Source organism: Picosynechococcus sp. PCC 11901 (genome assembly GCF_005577135.1).
Taxonomy (GTDB): domain Bacteria; phylum Cyanobacteriota; class Cyanobacteriia; order Cyanobacteriales; family MRBY01; genus MRBY01.
This window is the reverse complement of sequence record NZ_CP040360.1, coordinates 807528-831997: the sequence shown is the minus strand read 5'-3', so window position 1 is coordinate 831997 and position 24470 is coordinate 807528. Positions and strand designations below refer to the sequence as shown.

20 protein-coding genes and 1 tRNA gene are annotated in these 24470 nt (G+C 50.0%); 11 read left to right on the top strand and 10 right to left on the bottom strand.

The annotated features are described in order from the left end of the window. Nucleotides 1–72 precede the first annotated feature (72 nt). Both FEK30_RS04965 and FEK30_RS04960 read left to right on the top strand, forming a co-directional pair. On the top strand, nucleotides 73–1245 hold the full coding sequence (locus FEK30_RS04965; protein ID WP_339374153.1) for a glycosyltransferase: 1173 nt from the start codon (nucleotides 73–75) through the stop codon (nucleotides 1243–1245). A gap of 60 nt (nucleotides 1246–1305) precedes the next feature. Continuing rightward, nucleotides 1306–1378, top strand: a tRNA-Thr gene (locus FEK30_RS04960). A gap of 44 nt (nucleotides 1379–1422) precedes the next feature. Here the strand turns inward: FEK30_RS04960 and FEK30_RS04955 are convergent. After that, the gene (locus FEK30_RS04955; RefSeq protein ID WP_138072130.1) at nucleotides 1423–3006 is read right to left on the bottom strand and encodes a S8 family serine peptidase; all 1584 of its coding nucleotides are present in this window, start codon (nucleotides 3004–3006) and stop codon (nucleotides 1423–1425) included. Nucleotides 3007–3101: 95 nt separating this feature from the next. Here FEK30_RS04955 and FEK30_RS04950 point away from each other — a divergent pair, with 95 nt between their 5' ends. Then, the gene (locus tag FEK30_RS04950; protein WP_012305818.1) at nucleotides 3102–3638 is read left to right on the top strand and encodes a tetratricopeptide repeat protein; all 537 of its coding nucleotides are present in this window, start codon (nucleotides 3102–3104) and stop codon (nucleotides 3636–3638) included. A gap of 117 nt (nucleotides 3639–3755) precedes the next feature. On the opposite strand, the gene FEK30_RS04945 is transcribed toward FEK30_RS04950, so the two are convergent. After that, nucleotides 3756–3950, bottom strand: coding sequence for a hypothetical protein (locus FEK30_RS04945; RefSeq protein WP_138072128.1), 195 nt, complete (start codon nucleotides 3948–3950; stop codon nucleotides 3756–3758). Nucleotides 3951–4159: 209 nt separating this feature from the next. Between FEK30_RS04945 and FEK30_RS04940 the strand changes: the two genes are divergently transcribed. The 4 genes from FEK30_RS04940 to FEK30_RS04925 all read left to right on the top strand — a co-directional run bounded on the left by FEK30_RS04940 (nucleotide 4160) and on the right by FEK30_RS04925 (nucleotide 9272). After that, complete coding sequence (locus tag FEK30_RS04940) at nucleotides 4160–4420, top strand: glutaredoxin family protein (RefSeq protein WP_012305817.1); 261 nt, start codon at nucleotides 4160–4162, stop codon at nucleotides 4418–4420. Between the two features lie 103 nt (nucleotides 4421–4523). Beyond that, entirely contained in the window at nucleotides 4524–7169 is a 2646-nt protein-coding gene (mutS, locus tag FEK30_RS04935) for a DNA mismatch repair protein MutS (protein ID WP_138072126.1), read from the top strand. 104 nt (nucleotides 7170–7273) lie between these two features. Further along, nucleotides 7274–8422, top strand: coding sequence for a pyridoxal-phosphate-dependent aminotransferase family protein (locus tag FEK30_RS04930; protein ID WP_138072124.1), 1149 nt, complete (start codon nucleotides 7274–7276; stop codon nucleotides 8420–8422). A gap of 76 nt (nucleotides 8423–8498) precedes the next feature. Continuing rightward, on the top strand, nucleotides 8499–9272 hold the full coding sequence (locus FEK30_RS04925) for a DsbA family protein (RefSeq protein ID WP_255447962.1): 774 nt from the start codon (nucleotides 8499–8501) through the stop codon (nucleotides 9270–9272). A gap of 81 nt (nucleotides 9273–9353) precedes the next feature. Here FEK30_RS04925 and FEK30_RS04920 read toward each other — a convergent pair whose 3' ends face one another. The 5 genes from FEK30_RS04920 to FEK30_RS04900 all read right to left on the bottom strand — a co-directional run bounded on the left by FEK30_RS04920 (nucleotide 9354) and on the right by FEK30_RS04900 (nucleotide 15606). Next, nucleotides 9354–9755, bottom strand: a complete 402-nt coding sequence (locus FEK30_RS04920) for a fasciclin domain-containing protein (protein WP_138072122.1) — start codon at nucleotides 9753–9755, stop codon at nucleotides 9354–9356. Between the two features lie 42 nt (nucleotides 9756–9797). Next, the gene (locus tag FEK30_RS04915) at nucleotides 9798–11081 is read right to left on the bottom strand and encodes a CO2 hydration protein (RefSeq protein WP_012305812.1); all 1284 of its coding nucleotides are present in this window, start codon (nucleotides 11079–11081) and stop codon (nucleotides 9798–9800) included. Between the two features lie 59 nt (nucleotides 11082–11140). Continuing rightward, nucleotides 11141–12637, bottom strand: coding sequence for an NADH-quinone oxidoreductase subunit M (locus tag FEK30_RS04910; RefSeq protein WP_138072120.1), 1497 nt, complete (start codon nucleotides 12635–12637; stop codon nucleotides 11141–11143). Between the two features lie 55 nt (nucleotides 12638–12692). Then, complete coding sequence (locus FEK30_RS04905) at nucleotides 12693–14543, bottom strand: NAD(P)H-quinone oxidoreductase subunit F (protein WP_012305810.1); 1851 nt, start codon at nucleotides 14541–14543, stop codon at nucleotides 12693–12695. 127 nt (nucleotides 14544–14670) lie between these two features. Continuing rightward, nucleotides 14671–15606, bottom strand: coding sequence for a LysR family transcriptional regulator (locus tag FEK30_RS04900; protein WP_062431791.1), 936 nt, complete (start codon nucleotides 15604–15606; stop codon nucleotides 14671–14673). Between the two features lie 240 nt (nucleotides 15607–15846). Here FEK30_RS04900 and FEK30_RS04895 point away from each other — a divergent pair, with 240 nt between their 5' ends. Next, the gene (locus tag FEK30_RS04895) at nucleotides 15847–17214 is read left to right on the top strand and encodes a cytochrome P450 (protein ID WP_138072118.1); all 1368 of its coding nucleotides are present in this window, start codon (nucleotides 15847–15849) and stop codon (nucleotides 17212–17214) included. Between the two features lie 9 nt (nucleotides 17215–17223). Here FEK30_RS04895 and aroA read toward each other — a convergent pair whose 3' ends face one another. Then, the gene (gene aroA, locus FEK30_RS04890; RefSeq protein WP_138072116.1) at nucleotides 17224–18564 is read right to left on the bottom strand and encodes a 3-phosphoshikimate 1-carboxyvinyltransferase; all 1341 of its coding nucleotides are present in this window, start codon (nucleotides 18562–18564) and stop codon (nucleotides 17224–17226) included. Nucleotides 18565–18884: 320 nt separating this feature from the next. Here aroA and FEK30_RS04885 point away from each other — a divergent pair, with 320 nt between their 5' ends. Further along, a complete protein-coding gene (locus FEK30_RS04885; RefSeq protein ID WP_012305806.1) occupies nucleotides 18885–20186 on the top strand; it encodes a DUF4912 domain-containing protein in 1302 nt (433 codons plus the stop codon). A 196-nt stretch (nucleotides 20187–20382) separates the two neighbouring features. Here FEK30_RS04885 and FEK30_RS04880 read toward each other — a convergent pair whose 3' ends face one another. Then, on the bottom strand, nucleotides 20383–20736 hold the full coding sequence (locus tag FEK30_RS04880; protein WP_012305805.1) for a c-type cytochrome: 354 nt from the start codon (nucleotides 20734–20736) through the stop codon (nucleotides 20383–20385). A gap of 152 nt (nucleotides 20737–20888) precedes the next feature. Here FEK30_RS04880 and FEK30_RS04875 point away from each other — a divergent pair, with 152 nt between their 5' ends. Both FEK30_RS04875 and FEK30_RS04870 read left to right on the top strand, forming a co-directional pair. Further along, on the top strand, nucleotides 20889–21875 hold the full coding sequence (locus FEK30_RS04875) for an ABC transporter ATP-binding protein (protein WP_138072114.1): 987 nt from the start codon (nucleotides 20889–20891) through the stop codon (nucleotides 21873–21875). Between the two features lie 149 nt (nucleotides 21876–22024). Next, nucleotides 22025–22813 (top strand): hypothetical protein, encoded by a 789-nt coding sequence (locus tag FEK30_RS04870; RefSeq protein ID WP_099240426.1) that lies wholly within the window; start codon nucleotides 22025–22027, stop codon nucleotides 22811–22813. A 209-nt stretch (nucleotides 22814–23022) separates the two neighbouring features. Here FEK30_RS04870 and FEK30_RS04865 read toward each other — a convergent pair whose 3' ends face one another. Further along, entirely contained in the window at nucleotides 23023–24456 is a 1434-nt protein-coding gene (locus FEK30_RS04865; protein ID WP_030007883.1) for a phosphoglucomutase/phosphomannomutase family protein, read from the bottom strand. Nucleotides 24457–24470 lie beyond the last annotated feature (14 nt).

The following is a 24470-nucleotide window of genomic DNA, read 5'->3' as shown; positions in this document are numbered from 1 at the left end:
ATTTGCCTGAATGTTGTATTGAGTTTGGGATGTAAACCAGTGGCCGCCATAAAAGATCGCTTAAGTTTGTGCATGATCGTCAAGAATGAAGCGGATGCCCTGGGGGATTGTCTCAAGAGTGTGCAAGATCTCGTGGGGGAAATCGCGATTCTCGATACGGGGTCAACGGATGAAACGGTGGCGATCGCCAAGGGATTTGGCGCGACGGTGGGCCATTTCGACTGGAATCAAGATTTTGCGGCGGCCCGGAACGAAGCCCTTAAGCTGGTGACGAAAGAATGGGTCTTGGTTTTGGATGCTGATGAAACCTTAAACCCGAAAGTAATTCCGGCCATCGAAGCGGCGATCGCCAAGCCGGATACTTTGGTTGTCAATTTGCTCCGCTATGAAATTGGCGCGAGTCAATCTCCCTATTCCCTGGTGTCACGGTTATTTCGTCGTCACCCCTCCCTAGAATTTTCGCGGCCCTACCACGCGATGATCGATGACAGCGTACAAACTTTGTTGGCCACAGAACCCCAATGGCAGATTACAGAGTTACCCCAGGTGGCCATTTTCCATACGGGCTATCAACGGACGGCGATCGCCAAATTAGAAAAGAGCACCCGGGCCAAATTGGCGATGGAGACCTATTACGAAGGCCATCCCAATGACCCCTATGTGTGCAGTAAGTTGGGGGGCATTTACTTGGGTGAAGGGTTACCCAAACAGGCCCTCAAGATTCTCAAGCAGGGTTTGAAATACAGCGCGAACGAAAGCGCCAACCTCCGCTATGAGTTGCATTACCACCTGGGTAATGCTTTCCGCCAAAACCACGAACCCGAAAAAGCGATCAAGCATTATCAACTCGCCGGGGAGCAACCCCTCCAAGACAAGCTAAAAATTGGAGCTTACCACAACCTCGGCGCGCTTTTACAGACCCTCGGCAAACCCGATGCGGCGATCGCCCAACATCAGATCACCCTCAAAATTGATCCCACTTTTGCCCCTGGCTATTACAATCTCGGTTTGGCCTACAAAACTCTGGGTCGGGTGGGCGAAGCCATTGACGCCTACGAAAAATCCTTGAAATCAAACCCCCTCAATCCCTGGGCGCACCAAAATTTAGCCGCGCTCCTGTTCCGCATTGGCCAAATCGCCGAAAGCCAGAAATTCTTTAAGCAGGCGATCGCCCTCCATGAGACCCAAAATCCCGCCGAAGCCAAACGCCTCAAGCAAAAGCTGGCCCAACTCATGCACCAATAACCGAAAAAATTTTCCCCAAGCGCCGCAGAAAAATGTAGTACAATAAATTCTCGCAAAAGCGCCAACATAGCTCAGTCGGTAGAGCAACGCATTCGTAATGCGTAGGTCGTGGGTTCAAGTCCCATTGTTGGCTTTTAAATGAATCGATGGCCAAAATGGTTAACGCTTGTTGTTCTGTCAGTCCGGCTGATTGCCCTGGGCTAAGACAACTGCTGCCAAGGCATTCACACGACCGTAACCAAACCATTGGGAATGGCCCTGGGCGTCATAGGTGCCCAAGATTAACTGCAATTGGCGATCGCCAGTTAAATCGACAATTTTTTCGGCTGTGGTTTGTAAAATCTCCCGCACGGCCCACCCCGTCAGCTTCGGATTCACTGACCAGACCAATGCCGTGACTCCCGCCACCAAAGCAGCGGCTTCTAAGGTGCTACCCTGCTGATTTAAAGCTTCAACCGGATCTATCTCGGCCCCCAGGTCATCACTAATTTCCGGTGGGACTGCGACCATCCCTTGTTCTGGTAGCCAAAGGGTTGGTGTGCCTGGATTTGTTGGCCCACAAAGGCTGACCGCCTCTCCCCAGTTGCTATGGCTGGCTTTTTTATTCGCCTCAGTACAACCACTAACGGTCACAACTGCCGGATGATTACCTTTCCCGTCGAGCCAAGCGGTCGGCCCCTGAAAAAGTTGATTCGGCCAGTGACGTTCGTAAATGATTCCGGCGAGGGGGCGATTGGCATCTCCGGCCCCCGTTATCAACAGACAACCTTGACCCCGGTTTCCCTGGGTAGCTGCCCGGTGGAGAGCTAAACTTTGCCGCAGGGAGAGAGGCCCGTTGATCGTCGCCAGTTGCCAAGCCAAAAGAATCACTGCGGCCCCCTGGGCGATCGCCGCATCCAGGACTTTTTCGAGGAGTGCATCATCTAAGTGCTGGGGCAGTTGCAGGAGCAATAGGGTGCATTCTGGGGCAACATCGATCACCAACTGAGCAATGGTATTACCCCAGGTCGTGGGCCGAATTTCTGGAATGGCACCATAGGGAGTTTCGCTTGTTTCAGCGGTTGGCTCGGCAGAATTTTCTAAATCGAGGTCAGGGGCCAACACGGCAATGGTCGTCTGGCGATCGCCTTTGGTCATTTGCCAAGCTTGGGGGATTTGAATGGCGTCTAGGTACCAGTGGCGGCTTTGGGGATTTGTCGCCAAGGACATTTGCCGCACCGCAAGGGGAAGTAAAACATTGGGTTCGGCGAGGGCGATCGCCGGATCTTGCTGGAGGATCTGGGTTAACCGGAGAGGATCGCAGTCAGTTTGCGCCGTTAGTTCATAAATAAACGTTTGATCGGCCCCCAGAAGCGGACGAATTTTTTTAAGGTGGTGGCGATCGCCAATCGCTTTTTGGGCTGCTGGGGAAACCTCCGGGGCGAATTGGAGGGTGATTTGCTGGGTCAGATAGACAAACCCCTCAGCCGAGTCTGCTAGCTGATAAACCGGGTAAGCAAAGAGAATATCGGGATGTTGGCGCGCGGCCCTCAAGGAGGTGGTGAAATCCTCTGGCGGTACAAGAATTTCTTCGAATAAAATATCTGGCTGCCCCGATGGTAAGGGACGATACATTAATCCTGGAACAATATCGAGAAGATCCACATCAGAACTGCGAAATGCCACCAGGAGGCGATCCTCTAACTGATGAAGTAAAAGTTCCGTATGTCCCCGTTGTAAAATAAGACCTTGTTGCTGTGGTGTCCCCCCTGGGCGTGCCATAGGCCTAAGCTCTCCTTGTCTGTTCCCACTGTGGGATCAAGATGTACAACATAATCAGTACTGTTATTGTGTCAAAACAAGACTTGACGAACATTATGAATTTTATCGACCGTTTGATTCCACTCGCTAGTTTGGCAATGGGGTGTTCCTTGGCCATGATGCCATCCGTTTCGGCGCAGCCTGAGGCTGTCCAAGGGAGTAGCAGCGAACTCCGCCCCCTCCAGAGCAGCATTCTCAGTATGTCCGGGGCTTCCCAGGTAATGGATGAGGCGATCGCCGCCATTTCTGCCAAAGATTACGAGGTTGCCGTCTCTAAACTCCAGGAAGCGCGTCAAGTTTATAATCAGCTTTCTAACTTTCACCTAGATCTGGCCAACAGTTTCCAAGGTTTAGACAATTCTGTTTATGATACAGAGCGACGTTCGGCGATCGCCGCTGGGGAAATGCGCGACACCGCCACCTACCGTTTGGCCCTCGTCCACCGTGTCCAAGAAAAACCCGAATTGGCAGTGCCCCTCCTGATCCAGGTAATTCGCTCCCAAAGTCCCACCAGCGACCTCGGCGAAAAGGCCTACCAACAACTGCTAGAAATCGGCTTTGTCAGTCGCGAATTTACCCGGCCTAACTTCTAAAAAACGACGTTTAGATCGCTGCTTGACCCGGGCTCTCTCTTTTTGCCCGTTTGCTTGGGTGGCGATCGCCTCGACACGACGGTTTTGTAATTGATGTAATCGTACTGTTTTAGTTTCTTAGGTACCACGTACGGCGATATAACCCGCTTCGATGCCTTGCAACAACCGGTCTAACGCTTGATACAGAGCATCACTCATGGGAGTTTTCCAGAGCCATTGATTGATCACCCTTGCATCCTGCTTGGTTAAAGTACCTGAAGAAAATACATGATCAATGGTTTCTAATAAAGGGTTCATTTGCTGACATTCCATACTTCTCGCTTTAGCTTTGCCACCTGATTTCCCACGGAAACAAGGCCACAATTTCCTTAGATGTAAGATCAATTCAGTTTGTCAATAAGCTGAAATACTAAAAAAATTATCAAGGATAGCCAGGAACAATAATGTAATCCCCCCCTAAATTCTCTACATTTCTCATCGGATCTTTACTTTTCTTAAACGTTTTTGTTACCGATCGTACTGTGAAGCAAATTATTTTTTACACAAAACCCGGTTGTCATCTCTGTGAGGGCCTCGCCGAAAAATTGGCCCAGGTGACCCAGGTAGAATTCCAACTCGAAATGCGCGACATTACGACAAATCCCCAGTGGTTTACGCGCTACCAGTACGAAATTCCGGTTTTGTGTCTGCTCGAAAATGGTCAGGAAAAAGAATTGCCCCGTTTTCCGCCCCGCATGGCCGTGGCTAAACTCGAAGAAAAATTAGCCGGATATCTGGCTTAAACTTTATTACCCAGGTTTTTGGGGCAATCTCCCAGGAGACTCCTAAGGAAAAAGGCGATCGCCGCTAAGATAGAATACTTGTCCGTGACTGAAGCCAAGTTTCATGCCTGCTGCCAACCGTAACCCCAGCGCCGAAGACATTCCCAACGCAGATTATCGCCAGCTCGATCGGGAACTCCTCACACCGATGATGCAGCACTACGCAGACCTTAAGGATAAGTATCCCAACAATATCTTGCTCTACCGGGTCGGCGACTTTTTCGAGTGTTTTTTCATGGATGCGATCACCGTTTCTCGCGAATTGGAGTTGGTCTGCACCAGCAAAGAATCCGGCAAAGGCATTGGTCGTGTACCGATGACAGGGGTGCCCCACCATGCCCTCGAACGTTACAGCACCCAGCTTTTAGAAAAAGGCTATGGAGTCGTCATTTGTGACCAGGTAGAAGATGCCGCCACCGCCCACGCCGAAAAACGAATGGTGCGGCGGGAAGTGCAAAAGGTTTTGACCCCAGGCACCCTCACCGATGATGGGATGTTGCGGGCGCGGCAAAATAATTATCTTGCGGCGGTGGTGATCGCCGGCAACCATTGGGGGTTGGCCTATGCCGACATTTCTACGGGGGAATTTTGTACCACCCAGGCCCAGGATTTGGCAGCATTGAACTTGGAACTCCTGCGTTTGCAGCCTTCGGAGGTGCTCTATCCTAGCGATGCCCCGGATTTAAATCGTTTGATGCGTCCCAGCGATCGCCAAACATTATTACAAAACCATCTGCCCGCTTGTCTGCCGTCGGACTTTTGTTATGCGCTGCGATCGCCTAGGGAATTTGACCTCAATGAGGCAAAACCCAAGCTTTTGATGACTTTCCAGTGGCGTTCCCTAGAGGGGGTCGGCTGCGAACATTTACCCCTGGCAGTGCGGGCGGCGGGGGGACTCTTGGCCTATGTGGAGGAAACCCAGCAGGCCTACAAGGTGCCCTTTGAAAGCCTCAAAACCTACAGCATCGATGCCTTTTTGCAACTGGATCACCAGACGAGGCGCAACCTGGAAATTACCCAGACGGTGCGGGATAGCAGTTTTTACGGCTCCCTACTCTGGGCGCTGGATGTAACCTGTACAAATATGGGGGGCCGCGCCCTCCGCCGTTGGTTGTTGCAACCTTTATTAGATCCAAAGGCGATCGCCAAGCGTTTGGATTCTGTAACGGAACTGGTGGAACATACAAATCTCCGCCAAGATATCCGGCAATTACTGAAGCAAATTTACGATTTAGAGCGGATTGCTGGGAGAATTGGCTCTGGTAGTGCGAATGCCCGCGATTTATATGCTTTAGCGGAATCTTTAACGAAATTAACCTACCTCGCAGAACTGGCCGCTGAGGGGCGATCGCCTTATCTCCAGGCAGTGAAAGATTTTCCGCCGGAATTAGAAGCCCTGGGACAGCACGTTTTGCAATACCTGGTGGATTCGCCGCCGATTCACATCAAAGAAGGAGGTTTGATCCGGGATGGGGTCGATGAAAACCTCGATTTTCTGCGTCGCTCCCAAGTGGAAGACCGGGAATGGCTGGCGAATTTAGAAGTTACCGAACGGGAACGGACGGGGGTCAGTAAGCTCAAAGTCGGCTATAACAAGACCTTCGGCTATTACATTAGTTTGCCCCGCTCCCAGGCGGACAAGGCTCCCGACGAATATCTACGCAAACAGACCCTCGCTAACGAAGAACGCTACATCACCCCGGAGTTAAAGGAGCGAGAAAGCCGAATCCTCACTGCTAAGGACGACATTTGCAGCCTGGAATACGAAATTTTTGCCACCCTCCGCGCCAAGGTCGCTGAACATACCGACCAAATTCGCACCACCGCCAAGGCGATCGCCGCCCTGGATGTATTGACGAGCTTCGCGGAAACCGCTGTGTACCAAGGGTATTGCCGTCCGGAGATTACCACTGAAAAAACCCTAGAAATTGAAGCTGGCCGTCACCCCGTCGTCGAAAAGTCCCTGGGTATGGGCCTCTTTGTGCCCAACTCCACTTACCTCGGTCGCACTCAGAATTCCTATCCTGATTTGATTATCCTCACTGGCCCCAATGCCAGCGGCAAAAGTTGTTATCTCCGGCAAACGGGCTTGATTCAACTGATGGCCCAGGTGGGCAGTTTTGTCCCCGCCCAAAGCGCTGTAATTCCCATTTGCGATCGCATTTTTACTAGGGTCGGTGCCGTCGATGATCTGGCTACGGGTCAATCGACGTTTATGGTGGAGATGAATGAAACCGCCAATATCCTCAACCATGCCACGGAAAAATCTTTGGTTTTAATCGACGAAATTGGCCGGGGAACCGCAACTTTTGATGGCCTTTCCATCGCCTGGTCGGTATCAGAATACCTCGCCACAGAAATCAAAGCAAAAACGATTTTTGCGACTCATTATCATGAGTTAAATGAGTTGGCTTCATTATTAGAAAATGTCGCCAATTATCAAGTCACAGTTCAAGAAATGCCCGAAGAAATCATCTTTTTGCACCAAGTTCGCCCCGGTGGTGCTGACCGTTCCTACGGGATTGAAGCTGGTCGTTTAGCCGGTTTACCCAAGAGCGTCATTCAACGGGCAAAACAAGTCATGACCCAAATTGAAAAGCACAGTAAAATTGCCGTCGGCCTACGCAAAGGTATCCCCAAGAAAATCACGACCACCACTCCAGAAGATCCCCAAAGGGTATCGGAACAATTAAATATTTTTAAAGTTTAAATTCTTTAAACATCAGACTTCCCTCGCTTGATGGCCCCGACAATATGGGAAAATTGAACCCGATAAAAATCTGATTAAATACAGTCCTTAGAGCTTAACTATCCATGAGCGATCGCCCCACCGTCCAAAATACTTACCGTAAGCCCGTTAAACAACTGGATTTACCGCCCCGGCTCCTCCTCGGCCCTGGCCCATCCAATGCCCACCCCAGGGTTTTAGCCGCCCTCGCTATGCCTCCCATCGGCCACCTCGATCCGAAGTATCTTGAAATTATGGAGGACGTCAAGGATCTCCTCCGCTACACCTGGCAGACCGCAAACCCCTTCACGATTTCTGTCAGTGGTACTGGCAGCGCCGCCATGGAAGCCACCCTCGCCAACATGGTCGAACCCGGTGATAAAGTCTTGATTGGCATCAATGGTTACTTCGGTCACCGCCTCGTGGATATGGCCAGCCGTTACGATGCCGAGGTGCATACTTTTTCCACTGCTTGGGGTAAGGCTTTCACCCTCGAAGAAATTACCGCCGCCGTTGCCCAACACGAGCCGAAAATCCTGGCTCTCGTCCACGCCGAAACTTCTACGGGAGCCAGACAACCCCTCGAAGGCGTCAAGGAAGTTTGTGAAAAGCACGGCACGATGCTCCTAATCGATACTGTGACCAGCTTGAGCGGTGTGCCCCTCTTCCTCGATGAATGGGGCGTTGACCTCGCCTATAGCGGCACCCAAAAAGCCCTCGCTTGTCCCCCTGGCCTTGGCCCCCTGACCCTCAGCCCCCGCGCCCTGGATGTGCTAAATAATCGCAAGACGCCAGTGAAAAACTGGTATTTGGATATGTCAATGGTCAGTAAATATTGGGGTACTGGGAAACGGGTCTATCACCACACCGCCCCGGTTAATATGAACTATGCCCTGCGGGAAGCCTTGATGCTCGTCGCCGAGGAAGGATTAGAAGCCCGTTGGCAACGGCACCAGGAGGCAGCAGATCTCCTCTGGGCGGGCCTCGAAGAGATGGGGTTACAGTGCCACGTAGATCGTGAAATCCGTCTGCCGACCCTCACGACAGTCCGCATTCCCGATGGGGTCGATGGTGCTGCCGTGGCTGCCCAGTTGATGAAAGAGTACAACATCGAAATTGCTGGGGGCTTAGGGGATCTGGCGGGTAAGGTTTGGCGTGTTGGCCTGATGGGTTATAACGCCCGCAAGGAAAATGCGACGCTTCTGTTGGCTGCCCTAAAACAGGTTCTCTTTTAGATAGACTAGAAGCGCAATTTTTATTGAAGATCTAATGATTCTTTCGTTATCTATGGGGCAAGGTTTTTCCCGAAAAATGCTTGTCCTTTTTTCTGCCCTTTGTCTTGGGTTTGGTCTCTGGGGCTGTAATGGCGATCAAGAGACAGCCCAGGCGGATGTCAATGTCGATCCGGAACTGGAAGCGCAAATTCTCCAGGTGATTCGGGACAATCCCCAAGTGTTGATTGATGCGGTACAAAAATACCAACTCTCCCAACAACAGGCCCAACAGGAAGAACAACAAAAGGCGGCTGAGGATTTTCAACAGCAGGTCTTGACGGAACCACAGACGGTCATTGGCGATAGCCCCACCCTGGGTGCTGAGGATCTAAACGTGGTCTTGATCGAATTTTCTGACTTTGAATGTCCGTTCTGTGCCCGCGCCCATAGCACTTTGCAAACGTTTATGGCTCAAAACAGTGACACTGTTACTCTTGTCTATAAGCACTTGCCTTTGGCTCAAATTCACCCCCAAGCAATCCCGGCAGCAGAGGCATCTTGGGCCGCCCAACAACAGGGGAAATTCTGGGAATACCATGATCAGCTTTTTGAAAATCAAGACCGTCTTGGGGAAGAACTTTACCAAGAAATTGCGACAAATCTAGGTCTGGATCTAGAAAAGTTTGAAGGCGATCGCCAAAATGCCCAACCGGCGATTCAACAGGATCTTGAACTGGCTCAACAGTTGGGTCTAAACGGTACGCCTTTCTTTATTTTGGCATCGACGGAAACTGGGAAATTTGAAACCTTCTCCGGGGCATTAGATCTGCAGGAATACGAAGAAAAACTCGCCGCGATCACTACTCCCTAAAATTAGCTTAAATAGTCCAAAAAAAGAGGCTTCTTAATCCGTTATAGATAGAAGCCTTTTTGTTTTTTGATTCTAGAAAAATTAGCCCATCAAAATAACATTGTCAATCACATGAATAATGCCATTGTCAGCTTCGATATCAGCCGCTAAAACCGTTGCATTTTTGACCTCAAAATCATCTTCACCATTAATAGGAATGGGGGAACCTTCGATGGAAGTCACTTCTCCAAGTTTGATTAAATCATCCTTATTTAACCGCCCCGCCGCGACGTGATAAGTGAGAATGCGTGCTAACTGAGGCGGATTTTGTACGAGGGTTTGCACTGTGCCGGGGGGCAATTTGGCGAAAGCGTCATCGTTGGGCGCAAAGACGGTAAAATCCCCTTCTCCGGCTAAAGTTTCCACTAAACCTGCGGCTTGCACGGCGGCCACCAGGGTCGAAAAACCTTCATTATTAACCGCAATATCTACAATACTTGGCATTGTTTAAGCTCCGATTGAATAAATAAAAAAATTCAAAATAGATTAACGATATTCTGCGTTTTGAATGTCCCGTAAGCGGGCTTCTGGCCGGAGAAAACGATCCATTTGGGCTTCAAAAAATTCACGGTTTTTCTGTAAATGTTTCGGATTGGGATCATCCAAAGGATAAAGCAAGGCTGTCCGTAGGGCTTGAATCACCGCAGAGGTGACGTTGTACATCGACCGCTGGAAGGTGATGCCCAATTGGATCAGCTCATCATCTTCGCCCCGGCAATGTTCCTTGTAGTAATCCTTGAGATATTGGGGGAGGAAATGATACATATCATCCATCAACAATGTCGGCGGAATTCCGGCAGTACCCACAGGGAAAACATCGGCGTACAAAATGCCATAGTGGAAATCTTTTTGCGCGTCGGGCACTTCGTGGGCCTGGGCGTTGTAGGATTTTGTCCCCCGGAAAGGTGCGGTGCGGTAAAACACGGCTTCAACGTAGGGTAAGGCAGCCTCATAGAGCCAAGTAAAACCCTTGGATTTGGGGATAATTTCAAAACATTCCCCATCGATATAGACGTGGTGGTAAATGGGGCGACCGGCGATCGCAAAAATGCCATTCACCAAAAAATTCATCGCATCGGGGACACCCTTAAACCCACCTTCATCGTAGATATCCGACATTTCAAAGAAGACGGGCGCCATCACTTCCCAGAAAAGCCCCAAGTTGGCGTAATAGGAGAGTTCGCGCACCTGCTCCAGGAACATATCAGGAAAGAGTTTGTACAGTCCCAACATGACCGGGTTTTTCTTGAAGTAAGCTTTGATCGCGCGGTCGGCGTTGGCTTTGTATTCGTCGGAATCGAGGTAGGCATCAAATTTACCAAGGCCCATGTCCCGCCCATGCCATAGCATTGCCCGCATACAAGCTTCGGCGAATTCCATGTTGATCCGGTCGTGGAACAAGTGATGGAAGAGTTTAGAGGATTTAAAGGTTTCCCCTTTTTTCATAAACTCTAGAAGTTCCGGGTGGGCTGACCCTGTGCCGCGCCAAATGCGAAGATCAGCTTGATCGCCGGCATAGTGATTTTGCCGTTCTAGATATTCGTCGGAAATGAAGTATTTAAAGAAGCGAAAAGGCTCTAAGAAAACTTGTTCCGCAATGTACAACAGATCTCGCCAGTAGAAATCCATCGGCACGGCATAGGCTTTGTAGATGCCGATAATCTGCATCAGGTTTTCGGGGGTGTCGGGCAACATCGAACCCCCGGCTTCGAGGCGGTGAATGACATCGGCGTGGGGATGGGTTGAAGGGGGAATTTTCGTGGTGATCATAGTGCTTTGTTCCTGAGGAAAATGCTGGGCGAATCGGTCAAGCGAGAACGTCTGATTGACTAGGGTGCTTTCGACAATTCAGCGGGAGTCAAGGCAATGGTCTGAACCGTGGGAATGGCGGCAATAAATTGGCTGGTGGTCGGTTCGATCCAGCGGGTGAGCCAGGCGGGTTGTAAACCAAGGAAAAGGATAATGACCGTCAAGGCGATCGCCGGAATTTTTTCACTGGCAAAAACTTTGGGGTAGTAGGCGGTGTGACTGTCGAGGCGACCGAAACAGGTACGGTTGAGCAAAATCACGAAGTAAACCGCCGTTAAACCAGAAGCGATGATGCAAAACAGCGTCGGAATCGGGAAGCGGCTAAAGCTACCTTGGAACACGAGAAATTCTGCGACGAAACCCACCAAACCAGGAATCCCGGCACTGGCCATCCCTGCCAAAATTAGCAGGCTACTGGTGAGGGGCAACCCCCGCACCGGGTTCATCAAACCATTCAATACATCCAAATCCCGCGTGCCAACTTTGCGTTCGATAATGCCGACGAGGTGGAACAACAGCGCCAGAATTAAACTGTGGCTAATCATCTGCGCCACGGCACCGAGCAAGCTTAACTCCGTGCCTGCTGCGGTCGAAACTAGGATATAACCCATGTGACCGATGGAACTGTAGGCGACCATCCGCTTGAGATCCCGTTGGGCGATCGCCGCCAGGGAACCATACATCACGCTCACGGTACCAATGACCGCGAGGGCCGGGGAAACCGTAGACCATACATCCGGGAACAGTTGTAAACCAAAGCGTACCAAGCCATAGGTGCCCAATTTCGCGAAAACACCACCCAACAGAACTGTTACCGCTGGATTTGCCTCCACATAGGCATCGGGCAACCAAGTGTGTAACGGGACGAGGGGAATTTTGATCCCAAAGCCAATCAACAAAATCGTGAGCAGGATTACCTTGGTGTTAAATTCAAGATTTTCTAAGGTTAAGTTCTCAAAGTCAAAATTGCTCGATTGACTGAGCCACACAATCCCCAAAAATGCCGCCAAAACAAATAAGCCAGAAATAGCGGTGTAAATTAAAAATTTAGTTGAAGCATAGCCCCTCTTCTCACCACCCCAGATGGCAATCATCAAATAAAAAGGAATCAACTCAATTTCATAGAAAAGGAAAAAGAGCAACAGGTTATTAGCAATCAAAGCCCCTGTAATTCCACTATTAATCAACAAAATGAGGGAGTAATAAAGCTTTGGACGGTGGTTACTTTCACCAATGCTATAGATCGCGACCAATGTCAGCAAACTATTTAGGACAATCAGCGGCAAAGATAAACCATCCACACCGAGGTTGTAGTTGAGGCCCAGGATGCTTAACCAATTATGGAATTCGGTATATTGCATACCAGCATCTTGGAGGTTGAGGTTAATCAATAAGCCACTACTGATCGCCAGGGTAACAACCGTAAACACCGTTGCCACAATCCGGGTCAGGGGCCTGGGGAAAAGGGCGATCGCCCCAATGCCGATAAGCGGTAAAAACAGTAAGAAACTCAGCATAATCTTTCGGAGAAGGTCATAAATATTTCAGCGAAAATCGTTAACGCATCCCCCTTTAAAATTGCCAATGCTTCAGCAAGGGATACGATAAAGCGGCAATAAAGAGGAGAATACCGGCCACAATCGAGAGGGCATAGGATTGGCTTTGCCCAGAGTTGTTATATTTCAAACTTTGGCCACCGAAAAGGGTTGCTAAACCGAGAAAGTTGATCACCCCATCGACAAAATAGCGGTCTAACCAGTCAATGATTTTGGAAATCAAGGCAACGGCAAAAATAACTGTGTTTTTATACAATTCCGCTGTGTACAAATCCTTGGCGAAAAATTCCCGCACCGGATCTGAAAAAATATGGATCGGTTTACTGATTTTTTCATTGAGATAGAGATACATCGCGGTACCGCCACCGACCATGGTCGAAATAATCAAAACTGCAGCTAGGGGCAGATTCAACTGGTGCCAATCCGGTAGAAAATTCAGCTTCGCCAGAATAAAAGGACTGTGGAGGGCGAAACCCGCAAGAATCACCATCGGCAAGACTAAGGCCCATAATCCTTCTGGCGATCGCACGGTCATCTGCTTCGGCTTACCGCCAAAAATTAGGCCAAATTCTCGCATGATGCTAAAGGAAGTCAAGGCATTGACCGTAATCAAAATCACGGCCAGAATCGGACTTGTTTTCCAAAAATTTGTTGTCAGTTGGGCCAGGCTCCAGAACCCACCAAACGGCGGTAGGGCAACGAGGGAAGCCGCACCGACAAGGTAGCAAATCCCTGTAATCGGCCGCCGCGACCAGAGGCCACCATATTGGGTTAAATCTTGGCTGATATTGACTAAAACAACGCCACCGATCGCCATCACGAGAATCGCCATCGCCACGCCATAGGTGAGCAGCAAGACCAATGTCGTTTGATCCTGTTGGGAACCCACCGCCATGAAGACCATGCCCATATAGGCACTGACGGAATAGGACAAAGAACGTTTGATATCAATCTGGGCGATCGCCACCATGGCTGCCCCCAAGGCCGTCGTTGCCCCAATCGCAATCATAAAGGTAGAAGCAAAATCCGAGAGGGCAAAAATCGGCTGCAACTTAATCAGCACCCAGGCTCCAGTACCAACCACGAGACTATTCCGCACCACCGTTGCCGGGACAGGACTTTCCATCGCCTCATCAAGCCAGAGGTGTAAAGGAAACTGGGCGCATTTCCCCAACGGCCCCGCAATTAAGGCCAAGCAAAGCAGCGTTGCCAAAGTCGGATCGAGTTCTGCCGTTGCCGCCCATTCAGCCAGACCATCAAAATTCCAAGTACCAGCAAGGGGCAACAGAGCCACTACACCCATCAGCAAGAACAGATCGCCGACCCGTTTTGTTAGAAACGCATCCCGCGCCCCCGTGACCACCAGGGACTGGTTAAACCAATAGCCAATTAACAGATAAGTACCGAGGGTCAAAATTTCGAGCACCACATAGCTAAAGAAAAGGGAATTACAGAGCACCAAGGCACACATCCCCGCTTCAAATAAGCTCATGGTCGCGAAAAATCTCGCCCAGCCCCAATCCATTTCTAAGTAGGCCACAGCATAGAGTTGGGCGAGTAAATTAATCCCGGCGATCAGAATCAGCGCCCCGATAGTAATGCTGGAAATATCGAGGTCAATGCTGAGAGTCAAGTCCGCCGCCTGGAGCCAAGTTAATGATGGTTTTAGGGCGGGCTGTTCCCATCGCTCGATGAAGGCAAGACAACTATGGACTAGGGCCATAAAAGTAAGCAACATATTGACGTAGCCCGCAGGCCGTGGCCCTGTTTTTCGGGTGATGCTCGGCATCCATAGCGCCGATAGACCCATTCCCAGCAAAGGATAGCAGGGAACAAGCCAGACACTCTGACTGAAAAAAGTATTCATATGACGATGACGCTGAAATAATTTGCTTAGGAAAAAGCGGGCTGATGACCCATCTTTTTTACTGGTTGGGCAATTACCAACTTCGACCTACCAAAGGCACGGGAAATGACCCAACAATTTTGAGCTTTTAGGGTTGCAGAGCAAGCGATCGCCGCCCTGAATTTTCGAGAGTTTTCTGGCTAGACCGGACCATAAACTCCAAAAAGGCTTGGGCAATCACCGACAGTTGTTTCCCGGCGAGGTAGGCAACATACCAATGGCGCTGGATCGGAAAATGCTCCACATCCAACACCGTTAATTCGCCGTGGGGAGGCTCTGTGATCAAAGTATGGCGGGACAAGACAGAAATCCCTAGGCCACCGGCGATCGCCTGTTTAATCGCCTCATTTGACCCCAGTTCCAGGCGCACCTGCACCGACACATCATGTTCTGCCAGGAGTTTTTCGACCGCGAGTCGTGTCCCCGACCCCATTTCCCGCGTTACAAAATCGGCCCCGTCCAACACAGACAGAGGGAGATTTTTCTGGCGAGCCAGGGGATGATCGGCACGGGCGACCACCACCAAGGGATTGTCCAAAAATGCTTGCGCATGGACATCGAGATCATCGGGCAAATTACTCAGGATGTAGAGATCATCTAGATTATTCGCCATCCGATCATGGAGCTGTTGGTGATTGATCACCTGCAAAGACACGTCGATATCTGGGTAATCTTGGCAAAATTCCCCCAGGATACGCGGCACAAAATATTTGGTTGTGGTGATTACCCCAAGGCGGAGTTGACCCCGTTTCGCTCCCTGCAGGGCGGCCAACTTCATCTCAAAGTTATCCAACCGTTCAAAGATTTCTTGGCAGGTTGCGAGGAGTTCCTCACCTGCTTCCGTGAGATATAGCTTTCTGCCAATATGTTCAAACAGTGGCATGCCGATGGTCTGGGTCAGTTGTTTCACTTGTCCAGAAACCGTCGGTTGGGTGATTGATAATTCCTCCGCTGCCTTGGTAAAACTGCCGTGGCGAGCCGTAGTTTCAAACACCTTCAGTTGGTGGAGAGTTGCAGGGATCAAGGGTTTACTCCTGAACTTGTGCTGTTATGCCTGAGTTTAGCAACACCATAGACTAGAGTCAATACAAGAAAATATCGTCATAGTTTCGGTTCTATATAAGAAAAATTTATAAAAATTCCCTTGGGCTTCCCGTCAAACTCTGATTTTTTCTGGCTTAGGGACGTTTTTAGCGAGTATGGTTCTCCGGACAAAAGTGTCACAATAGGGAAACAAGGCCCTTCACCCTATCGAGTCAAACCTATGGCGATCGCCACTGAATTCAAGTCCATTCCGCGTTTATCTACGGGAAAATTTCAGCAAAAATTACAATCGTTGTTGAATCCTGTGGGATATTTAACCCGCTTAGCAAGCTCGGCACCGGATCTCGCCTATATGCCAGCGGCAGGCTACGACCAGCCCCTGATTTTGGTCTATCATCCTGAGGCGATACGGCAGTTGCTCAGTAATAGTAACCAGGCTTTTGCGGCCCCTGGGGAGTTAAACGGCATTATTGAACCCCTGGTGGGGCAACAGTCTTTGGTGAGTTTGAGCGGCGATCGCCATCGACAAGAAAGAAAGTTGATTATGCCAGCCTTCCACGGGGCGCGGATGCACAACTATGGGGCGCTCATTACCCAGATTATTGAGGAGGAGTTGTCCCAGCTAAAGCCGGGCCAAGCCTTCCAGATGCAGGACATCACCCAAAAGATTACCCTGCGCACGATCATTGAGGTGGTCTTTGGGGTGCAGGGGGGCGATCGCTACGCGCCAATTATGGCGATGACCCGCAAGATTTTAAATCGGTTTACCTCGCCCATCGCCAATAGTTTTCTCTTTTTCACGTCGTTGCAAAAGGATTTGGGAGCCTGGAGTCCCTGGGGCAGTTTTATCCGCGATCGCCAAGCCCTAGATGAGTTGATCTACGCCGAATTGCAGGAACGCCGTACCCACCCCGACCCGGAGCGGACTGATATTTTGTCTTTGCTGATGGCGGCCACCGACGAAGCGGGCAACACCATGGACGATCAACAGTTACGCGATGAACTGATGTTGCTCTTGTTTGCGGGCCACGAAACGACGGCGATCGCCATGGCCTGGGGCACCTATTGGCTCCATGCCCACCCGGAAGTGATGGCAAAAGTCCGCGCCGAAATCACAGCCTTGGGCGAAAATCCTGACCCGATGGACATTTACCGTTTGCCTTACCTCGCAGCCGTTTGCAATGAAACCTTACGGATTAATCCCGTGGCGATGTTCACTTTTGCTCGTCAAGCTGTTGCCACCACCCAGTTGCTCGATTATTCCATTGAGGGGGGCACGGTGCTGATGGGGTCAATTTATCTGCTCCACCAACGCCCGGATCTCTACCCCAACCCCAGGGAATTTCGCCCTGAACGGTTTCTCGAACGGCAGTTTACGCCCTACGAATTTATGCCCTTTGGGGGCGGTGTGCGCCGTTGTGCCGGGGAAGCTTTAGCGATGGTGGAGTTGCGCTTAGGTCTTGCGGCGATCGCCACCCAAGCCGATTTAACCCTACTGGATCAAGTGCCCGTCGCCGCCAAACGCAAGGGGTTAGTTTTGTCTCCTGCAACGGGGGTGAAAATGCGCTTTAACGGCAGCAAAATCTAGCCTGGGCGTTTATTCAAACTGACAAACGTTGGTGAGGGTTTCGACAAAGGTGGGATAGGAAATGGAAGCGGCTTCGGCCCGGTGGATGCGGGTTTCGTCCTTGGCATTTAAAGCGGCGATCGCCAAACTCATGGCAATGCGATGGTCAGTATAGCTATCCATTTCTGCTCCGTTTAAAGAGGCGCCCCCAATGATCTCTAGGCCGTCGGGATGCTCGATAATATTCGCGCCCATTTTCGTCAATTCTGCGGCCATCACTGCGAGGCGATCGCTTTCTTTGACCCGTAACTCCTCAGCATCTTTGATGATCGTTGTTCCTGCTGCGAAACAGGCCGCCACCGCCAGGATCGGAATTTCATCAATCAGCCGGGGAATAATCTCGCCGCCGATGGTGCAACCCTTGAGGGGAGAATATTGCACCCGCAGATCCGCCACCGGTTCCCCGGCCACTTCCCGCGCATTATCCAGGGTCATGTCCGCCCCCATCATCTGCATCGCTTCAATAATCCCGGTGCGGGTCGGATTAATCCCCACATTCTCAATCGTCAAATCAGAATCGGGCACAATCGCCGCCGCCACCATCCAAAAAGCCGCCGAACTAATATCCCCCGGCACCACCACTTTTTGGCCCCGCAACGTCGGGTAGGGGTCAAGGGTCACGCTGTGGGTTTCGGGATCAATGGTGAGATTTGCGCCAAAGGCCCGGAGCATCCGTTCACTGTGATCCCGCGAAAAGGCAGGTTCGGTGACGGTGGTTTGCCCCTCTGCCAAGAGTCCCGCCAATAATACACAGGATTTGACCTGGGCTGACGCAATGGGGGAATGGTAATGAATTCCCTTGAGTTGTTGCCCTTGAATCGCCAGGGGAGCGAGGGTATTGCCTTTTTTGCCCCAAATTTGTGCCCCCATTTCCTTTAGGGGATTGACAACCCGGGACATGGGCCGCGATCGCAAGGAACCATCCCCCGTCACGGCAAAAAAGCGATCCGGCGACGAAGCCAGCAAACCCATCATCAAGCGCATCGTAGTGCCGGAGTTGCCCGCATCGAGGACATTATCTGGTTCTTGCAGATTACCGAGGCCGACCCCCTGCACCCGGACTTCCGTTTCATTTAATTCTGAAATATTGGCCCCCATCGCCGCGAAACAGGCCGCCGTACTGCGGGGATCTTCGCCCAATAGCAAGCCTTCGATGATCGTTTCGCCTTCGGCGATCGCCCCCAACATCAGCGCCCGGTGGGAAATGGACTTGTCCCCCGGAATCCGCACCTTTCCCTGCAAACTGAGGCCCGATGCAGGCGGCGTAATCACAAGTTGCTGGTGGGGAGAAACCGTTTCGAGGCGAATCATAATGTCGGGATGTTACAAATGGGCGATGTCATCTTAGCGGATTTCCAAATCCCTTGCCTATGGCCCGGGGCAGAATCACTCAAATTCGTCCTTTTAACCAAGCACAAATACTTACCCTAGACGCAAAAGTCACAGTTTCCTAACATAAAAAATCGCTGAAAGCCATTGAATTCGTTAAAAGTCAACATATCTTGACTTTTGGGATCACGAAACCCAGGATTCTCTGCTAAAACATGAAACAACAGGCGATCGCCAAAAAAACCGATGCAAGCGCCTACCCTGTATCAGTCCAAAATTCGTGCAACGGAGGAGCCCATCCCATGACCACCACAGTAGGCAATGGATTCGCAGACAACCCAGAAGATATGACCCTGAGGCAACTACGGAAGCTCGCCAGCAAACTTGGCATCAGCCGCTATAGTCGGATGCGCAAAGATCAACTCCTCGCTGAGGTGAAAAAACGCTCAAGCTACGACAATCCCAAAGCCTCAGTCACCCCCGACAAAACTGAATCCATCACCCCAGTCAATAGCCAAGAGGAGGAAACTCAAGTGGAAGCAGCAAAATTTGAAGTTGGTCAAGATGATCCCATCGAGCTCGATCTCGCCAGTGTCGATGAAGACCTCGGTGACCTCCCCGGCGGCTATGGCCAAAGTCGCATCGTTCTCTTACCCCGCGATCCCCAATGGGCCTACGCCTACTGGGATATTCCCAATGACCACAAGCAATACCTGCGGAACCAAGGGGGCCAGCAGATCGCCCTGCGTCTCTATGACGTCACGGATATCAACCTCGACTACCAGACCCCCCACAACGTCCAAGAATATTTGTGTGATGAAATGGCGCGGGAATGGTATTTCCCCGTCCCCGTTAGCGATCGCGATTACGTTGTCGAAATCGGTTACCGTTGCGCCGATGGCCGTTGGTTAAGCTTGGCCCGCTCCACCGCAATTCGCATTCCCCCTGTCTATCCCAGCGACTGGGTAGAAGACATCTTTGTGACCGTCCAGTGGGATGAAGAACTGAAAGGAAAAACCGTTTACAACCTGGTGCCCCCAGCCAAGAAACAAGCAGAAGCTGCTGCCGCCGCTGCCGAAAGTACCTCTAGTCCCATCTACGACGAAATCTTTGGCGATCTCCAATCCCTCGAAGCCCAACGTATTGCTGGGTCTCTGTTTGGTTCGATGCAACATGTGGCTGGCTCAGTACCGCCCCAAGAATCCATCAGTTCCTATGTCTTCCCCTCTGGGGCAGGACTATGGGCAGCCCCCAACGTTTCTGGTCTCAATATGTCCGGCTTGAATATGTCCGGTGCTGGCTTTGCGTCGATGCCACCAGCGCGTCCCCGGAAATTCTGGCTTGTGGCCGATGCAGAGTTGATTGTTTACGGTGCGACGGAACCCGATGCCACTGTCACCATTGGTGGTCAACCGATCAAACTGAATCCAGACGGCACATTCCGCTTCCAGATGTCTTTCCAGGACGGCAATATCGATTATCCAATTGTGGCCGTGGCTGCCGATGGGGAACAAACCCGTTCGATTCACATGACCTTTGACCGGGCGACTCCTTCTCGGAATACCAACACCAAAGAACAGGCAATGGACGAGTGGTTTGTCTAGGCTACTGTTGCGGTAAATCTCAAAAACGAATGCTTTGATTTGATTAATTTATTTCTTGACCTCTCCATCTGGGGAGGTTTTTTGTTCTGAAGTTTATCTGTCGAGAGGGTTAATCGCCATAAAAAAACCAGTTATTTTGCTTAAATAACTGGTCTATGGGGAATGGATTGCAACTGATTTTGAGGCAATCAGTCGTTTACCATTTGTTGTTTTCTGCTTGGTCAGCGATGTAAGCGGCAACGTTAGCAATGTCAGCATCGCTTAGACGACCACCGAAAGCAGGCATTGCCCCTTGTCCGTTGGTTACTTGGTAGGCAACCGCTTCTTCGAGGGACTTGCTGCCATCTTTGTAGCCAGCGAGGTAAGTTTTTAGGGCATCAGCCTTTAGGGTTTTGGTGGGCATGACTGCGTTGTTACCACCAGCATGGCAAGCGGCACAGTTAGCGGCAAATACCTGGGCACCAGCAGCAGCATCAGCGGCAAATGCAGGAGTCCCGAAGGCAAAAACAGTAGCAAGTACGGTTAAAGCAATAGCAAGTAATTTTTTCAAAGGAGTTTTCCTCTCAATGCTCTCAACAGAAAAAGAATTTGGTTAAAAGTTTAATATAATCAACCAGACTATATTTTATCGATCTTGTCGTTTGGTTCAAACGCTTAGCCTGAAATTCCCTAAATTGTTTCAATTTGTCACGAAATTGCCCTATGCAGTCCGCATCTCCTTCCTCCGATGGTATGGCAGTGGTCAAGACCTGGGACCTTTGCAAAACTTACCGTACCGGCTTTTGGCTCAACAAAACCAGTGAATCCCTGAAAAGTTGTTCCCTCGAAGTCTTGGCAGGCGAAACCTTCGGGCTACTGGGGCCAAATGGGGCAGGCAAAACAACTCTTTTGAAAATTCTCCTAGGTATTATTCGACCGACTGGGGGCAATGCGACGCTGTTGGGGAAACCGTTTGGCGATCGCCCCACCCGCCAGCGCATTGGCTACCTCCCGGAAAATGCTTATTTCTATGACTTTTTGACGGCCTGGGAATTTCTAGATTTTACGGCGGGTTTATTTCAGATTCCGCGCGGCAAGCGACAAAAGCGGATTAAATTACTGCTGGATACGGTGGGACTGGCCCAGGAAGTGGCGAAAAAGCGGCAACTCCGCAAATATTCCAAGGGGATGCTCCAGCGGGTAGGGATGGCCCAGGCGTTAATCAATGATCCTGATTTAGTCTTCCTCGATGAGCCGATGTCGGGCCTCGATCCCCTCGGTCGCTACCAAGTGCGAGAAATTATTTTGTCCCTAAAGGCCCAGGGAAAAACGATTTTCTTTAATTCGCATATTTTGGCGGATGTGGAACTGATTTGTGATCGCCTGGCGATTTTGTCGAAGGGGGAAATTATCTGCCAAGGTACTTTAGATGAGCTTTTGGGGGCAGCAGATCGCTATCAAGTCGTCATCGAAGGGGGTACCGAGGCAGCGTTACGGTCTTGGGTGCCGGATTTAGCCCGCAAGGATCACCATTGGATCGGCCATTTGGAGGGAGATCCCCAAAAGTTCATTGCTTCCCTGAGCTTGATGAAGGCGCGATTATTAGATTTGAAATTGGCGCGAGTTTCCCTAGAGGATTTCTTTATTCGCCAAATTCGTGACCATGATCCCCAGGCGCACATCGAGGAAAATCTCAAGGCGATCGCCTAAATTGTGAACTGTGCATATAAAGTATCTGTCTATAATTTTTGAAAAAACACTCATTTAAGAAAGATTACAAGCTTTCGAGTGGAAAATATTATGCATTTTGGTTTTAATGATATGGAGTAGACAAAATCTAAACTTATTGGGCTATATTTATGTCGATTGATGAATTGACATTCTCGAATCTTCCTGAAGTCGAGAAGTATGTCAACCAGATGGTGCGTGGAAGTAAAGTCACCTGTAATTTGCAACTAAAATCACCAATGTTATTGGTAGTCATAACAAGACCAAAAGACGTCCAAAAGACTCCTTTAGAATATGAATTTATCTCCGAGAAAATATTAAGTGTTTTTAATAAGATTCCTAGCACTAAGACAATTCTAATAAAATCTGCCCAGTTTTATGCCAGAGTAAATGGAGAGGCTCCCGAATGGAGAATGGTTAAACCAATTCTATACATACCCGAACTTGAAGAGAAGCAGCCACAAGAATCAAAAGAAGTATTAAATCAAAATCTTCCACCTAGTCAACAACAGAGTAAATCTTCACCCAACCACTTAGTCAAAAACAGCAATCACAACGAAACCAAAGCCTATCAGTCTTTAAATGTTTATCAGTCTTTGAATCTTCGAGTACAGCTTTTAGGGCGCGGTATCACTAATGAAATTTTAAGTTTATATATCAATGGAAAAAGTGTCGCCAACAAATTCAAAACATTGCATGACTGCTTAAATCACCTGGGTTTACAGGGTTTTTATATAGTTGCTTGCTCAATAGAAACAGAGGGAACATACACTCATTTTTATACGTTACAAAGAAAATTGGTACTCCACTCTATTCCAGATGTTCCAGATATTTTTGATGAATTGGAACAGATCAACAATGGCGTTTCTTTAGATGACAGCATCAGAAGCTTATTTGAAGGAGGGGCTCGTTTTTGGTAAATCAAACAAAATCATTTTATGAATTCTAATCTAGTAATCGCTAGCTTTTAAAGTCTGACAGGCTATCAATTATAATAACTTTTGGTGGATTGCTATTTTTTTGAAAATTTCGATACAGCCTTATTTGCGATTTTTTCTTTGAGGCAAATACTACCAAAAACCTCCTTAAGAAGCTTAAGGAGGTCGAAAAAGTTCAACAGGAAATTCGTTTATTTCGCGGGATCAAGTTTGGCGATCGCCGCTTCCATTTCTGAGGCAATTTTCGCTTCAAGGGCCGCAGAATCCGTTTCCATATAAACCCGCATCAACGGCTCTGTACCAGAAGGACGCAGGAGCACCCAACTGCCATTTTCGAGGTACAGTTTCACGCCATCTTTTAAGCCCACTTCCTTGACCGCTAAACCAGCCACAGTTTCCGGGGGCGTCGCCTTATAGAAGTCCAAGACAGCCTTTTTGTGGGGTTCTTCCAGGTGCAGATCCAAGCGTTTATTGAAGAGCGGTCCAGCGGCATCTTCGAGGGCTTCTTTCACCAATTGGGAAAGGGGTTTGCCTTCGTAGGCGATCGCCTCGGCCACGAGCATATCCGCCAAAATGCCATCTTTTTCCGGGATATGACCGAGCACACTCAAACCACCGGATTCTTCACCGCCAATGAGGACAGCAGTTTCGCGCATTTTTTCGCCGATATACTTGAAGCCGACTGCTGTTTCAAAAATTTCTAAGCCATATTTTGCGGCCAAATTGTCGAGCAAATGGGTTGTGGCCACCGTGCGGACGATCGCCCCTTTTTGACCTTTGTTTTTCAGCAGGTGCCGCGCAAGCAAGAGCAGAATTGTGTTGGGCGTTAAAACATTTCCCAATTCATCCACAACCCCAAAGCGATCGCTATCACCATCGGTCGCCAAGCCTAGATCTGCTTGATCCGCTTTTACCGCATCCACGAGGCCCACCAACTGAGAGCCTTTCGGTTCTGGCATCCCACCGCCAAACAAAACATCACGGCTGGTATTAAATGATTCCGTTTCACAGCCGCAGTGGGCGAGTACTTCATCTAAATAACCGCGCGACGTGGAATACAGCGCATCGTATTTAACTTTCAGGCCCGCTGAGCGAATCTTGTCCACATCCAGGAGGGTGTAGATAAATTTTAAATAGGCAGGTTTCGGGTCGAACCGAGAAATCTTGTCGCCATTTTTGCCCGTGGGCATCTCCGCCGAAGCACTAGCAATATTCGCCACAATCGTGTCGGTGATTTCTGGGGTCGCTGGCCCGGCGTAATCGGGAATATATTTGATCCCGCAGTAGGGGGCGGGGTTATGGCTGGCCGTAAACATCAACGCGCCGGCAGAATTGAGAAACTTCGCATTGTAGGCAATCACCGGGGTCGGGCAATCCCGCTCTACCACCTGCACCGTCCAACCGAGATCCGCGAGCACTTCCGCCGCAGTCTGGGCAAATTCGTCTGCAAAAAAACGGGTGTCATAGGCCACCAGCACCGGACGATCCTTCCCATAGGCCGTCTCTAGGTAGCTGGCGATCGCCCGGGTCACTTTACAAACATTAGCGAAGGTAAAATCATCGGCGATAATGCCACGCCAACCGTCAGTGCCAAACTTAATCGGGGGATTGCTTGCAATACTCATGTGAAGAAAAACAG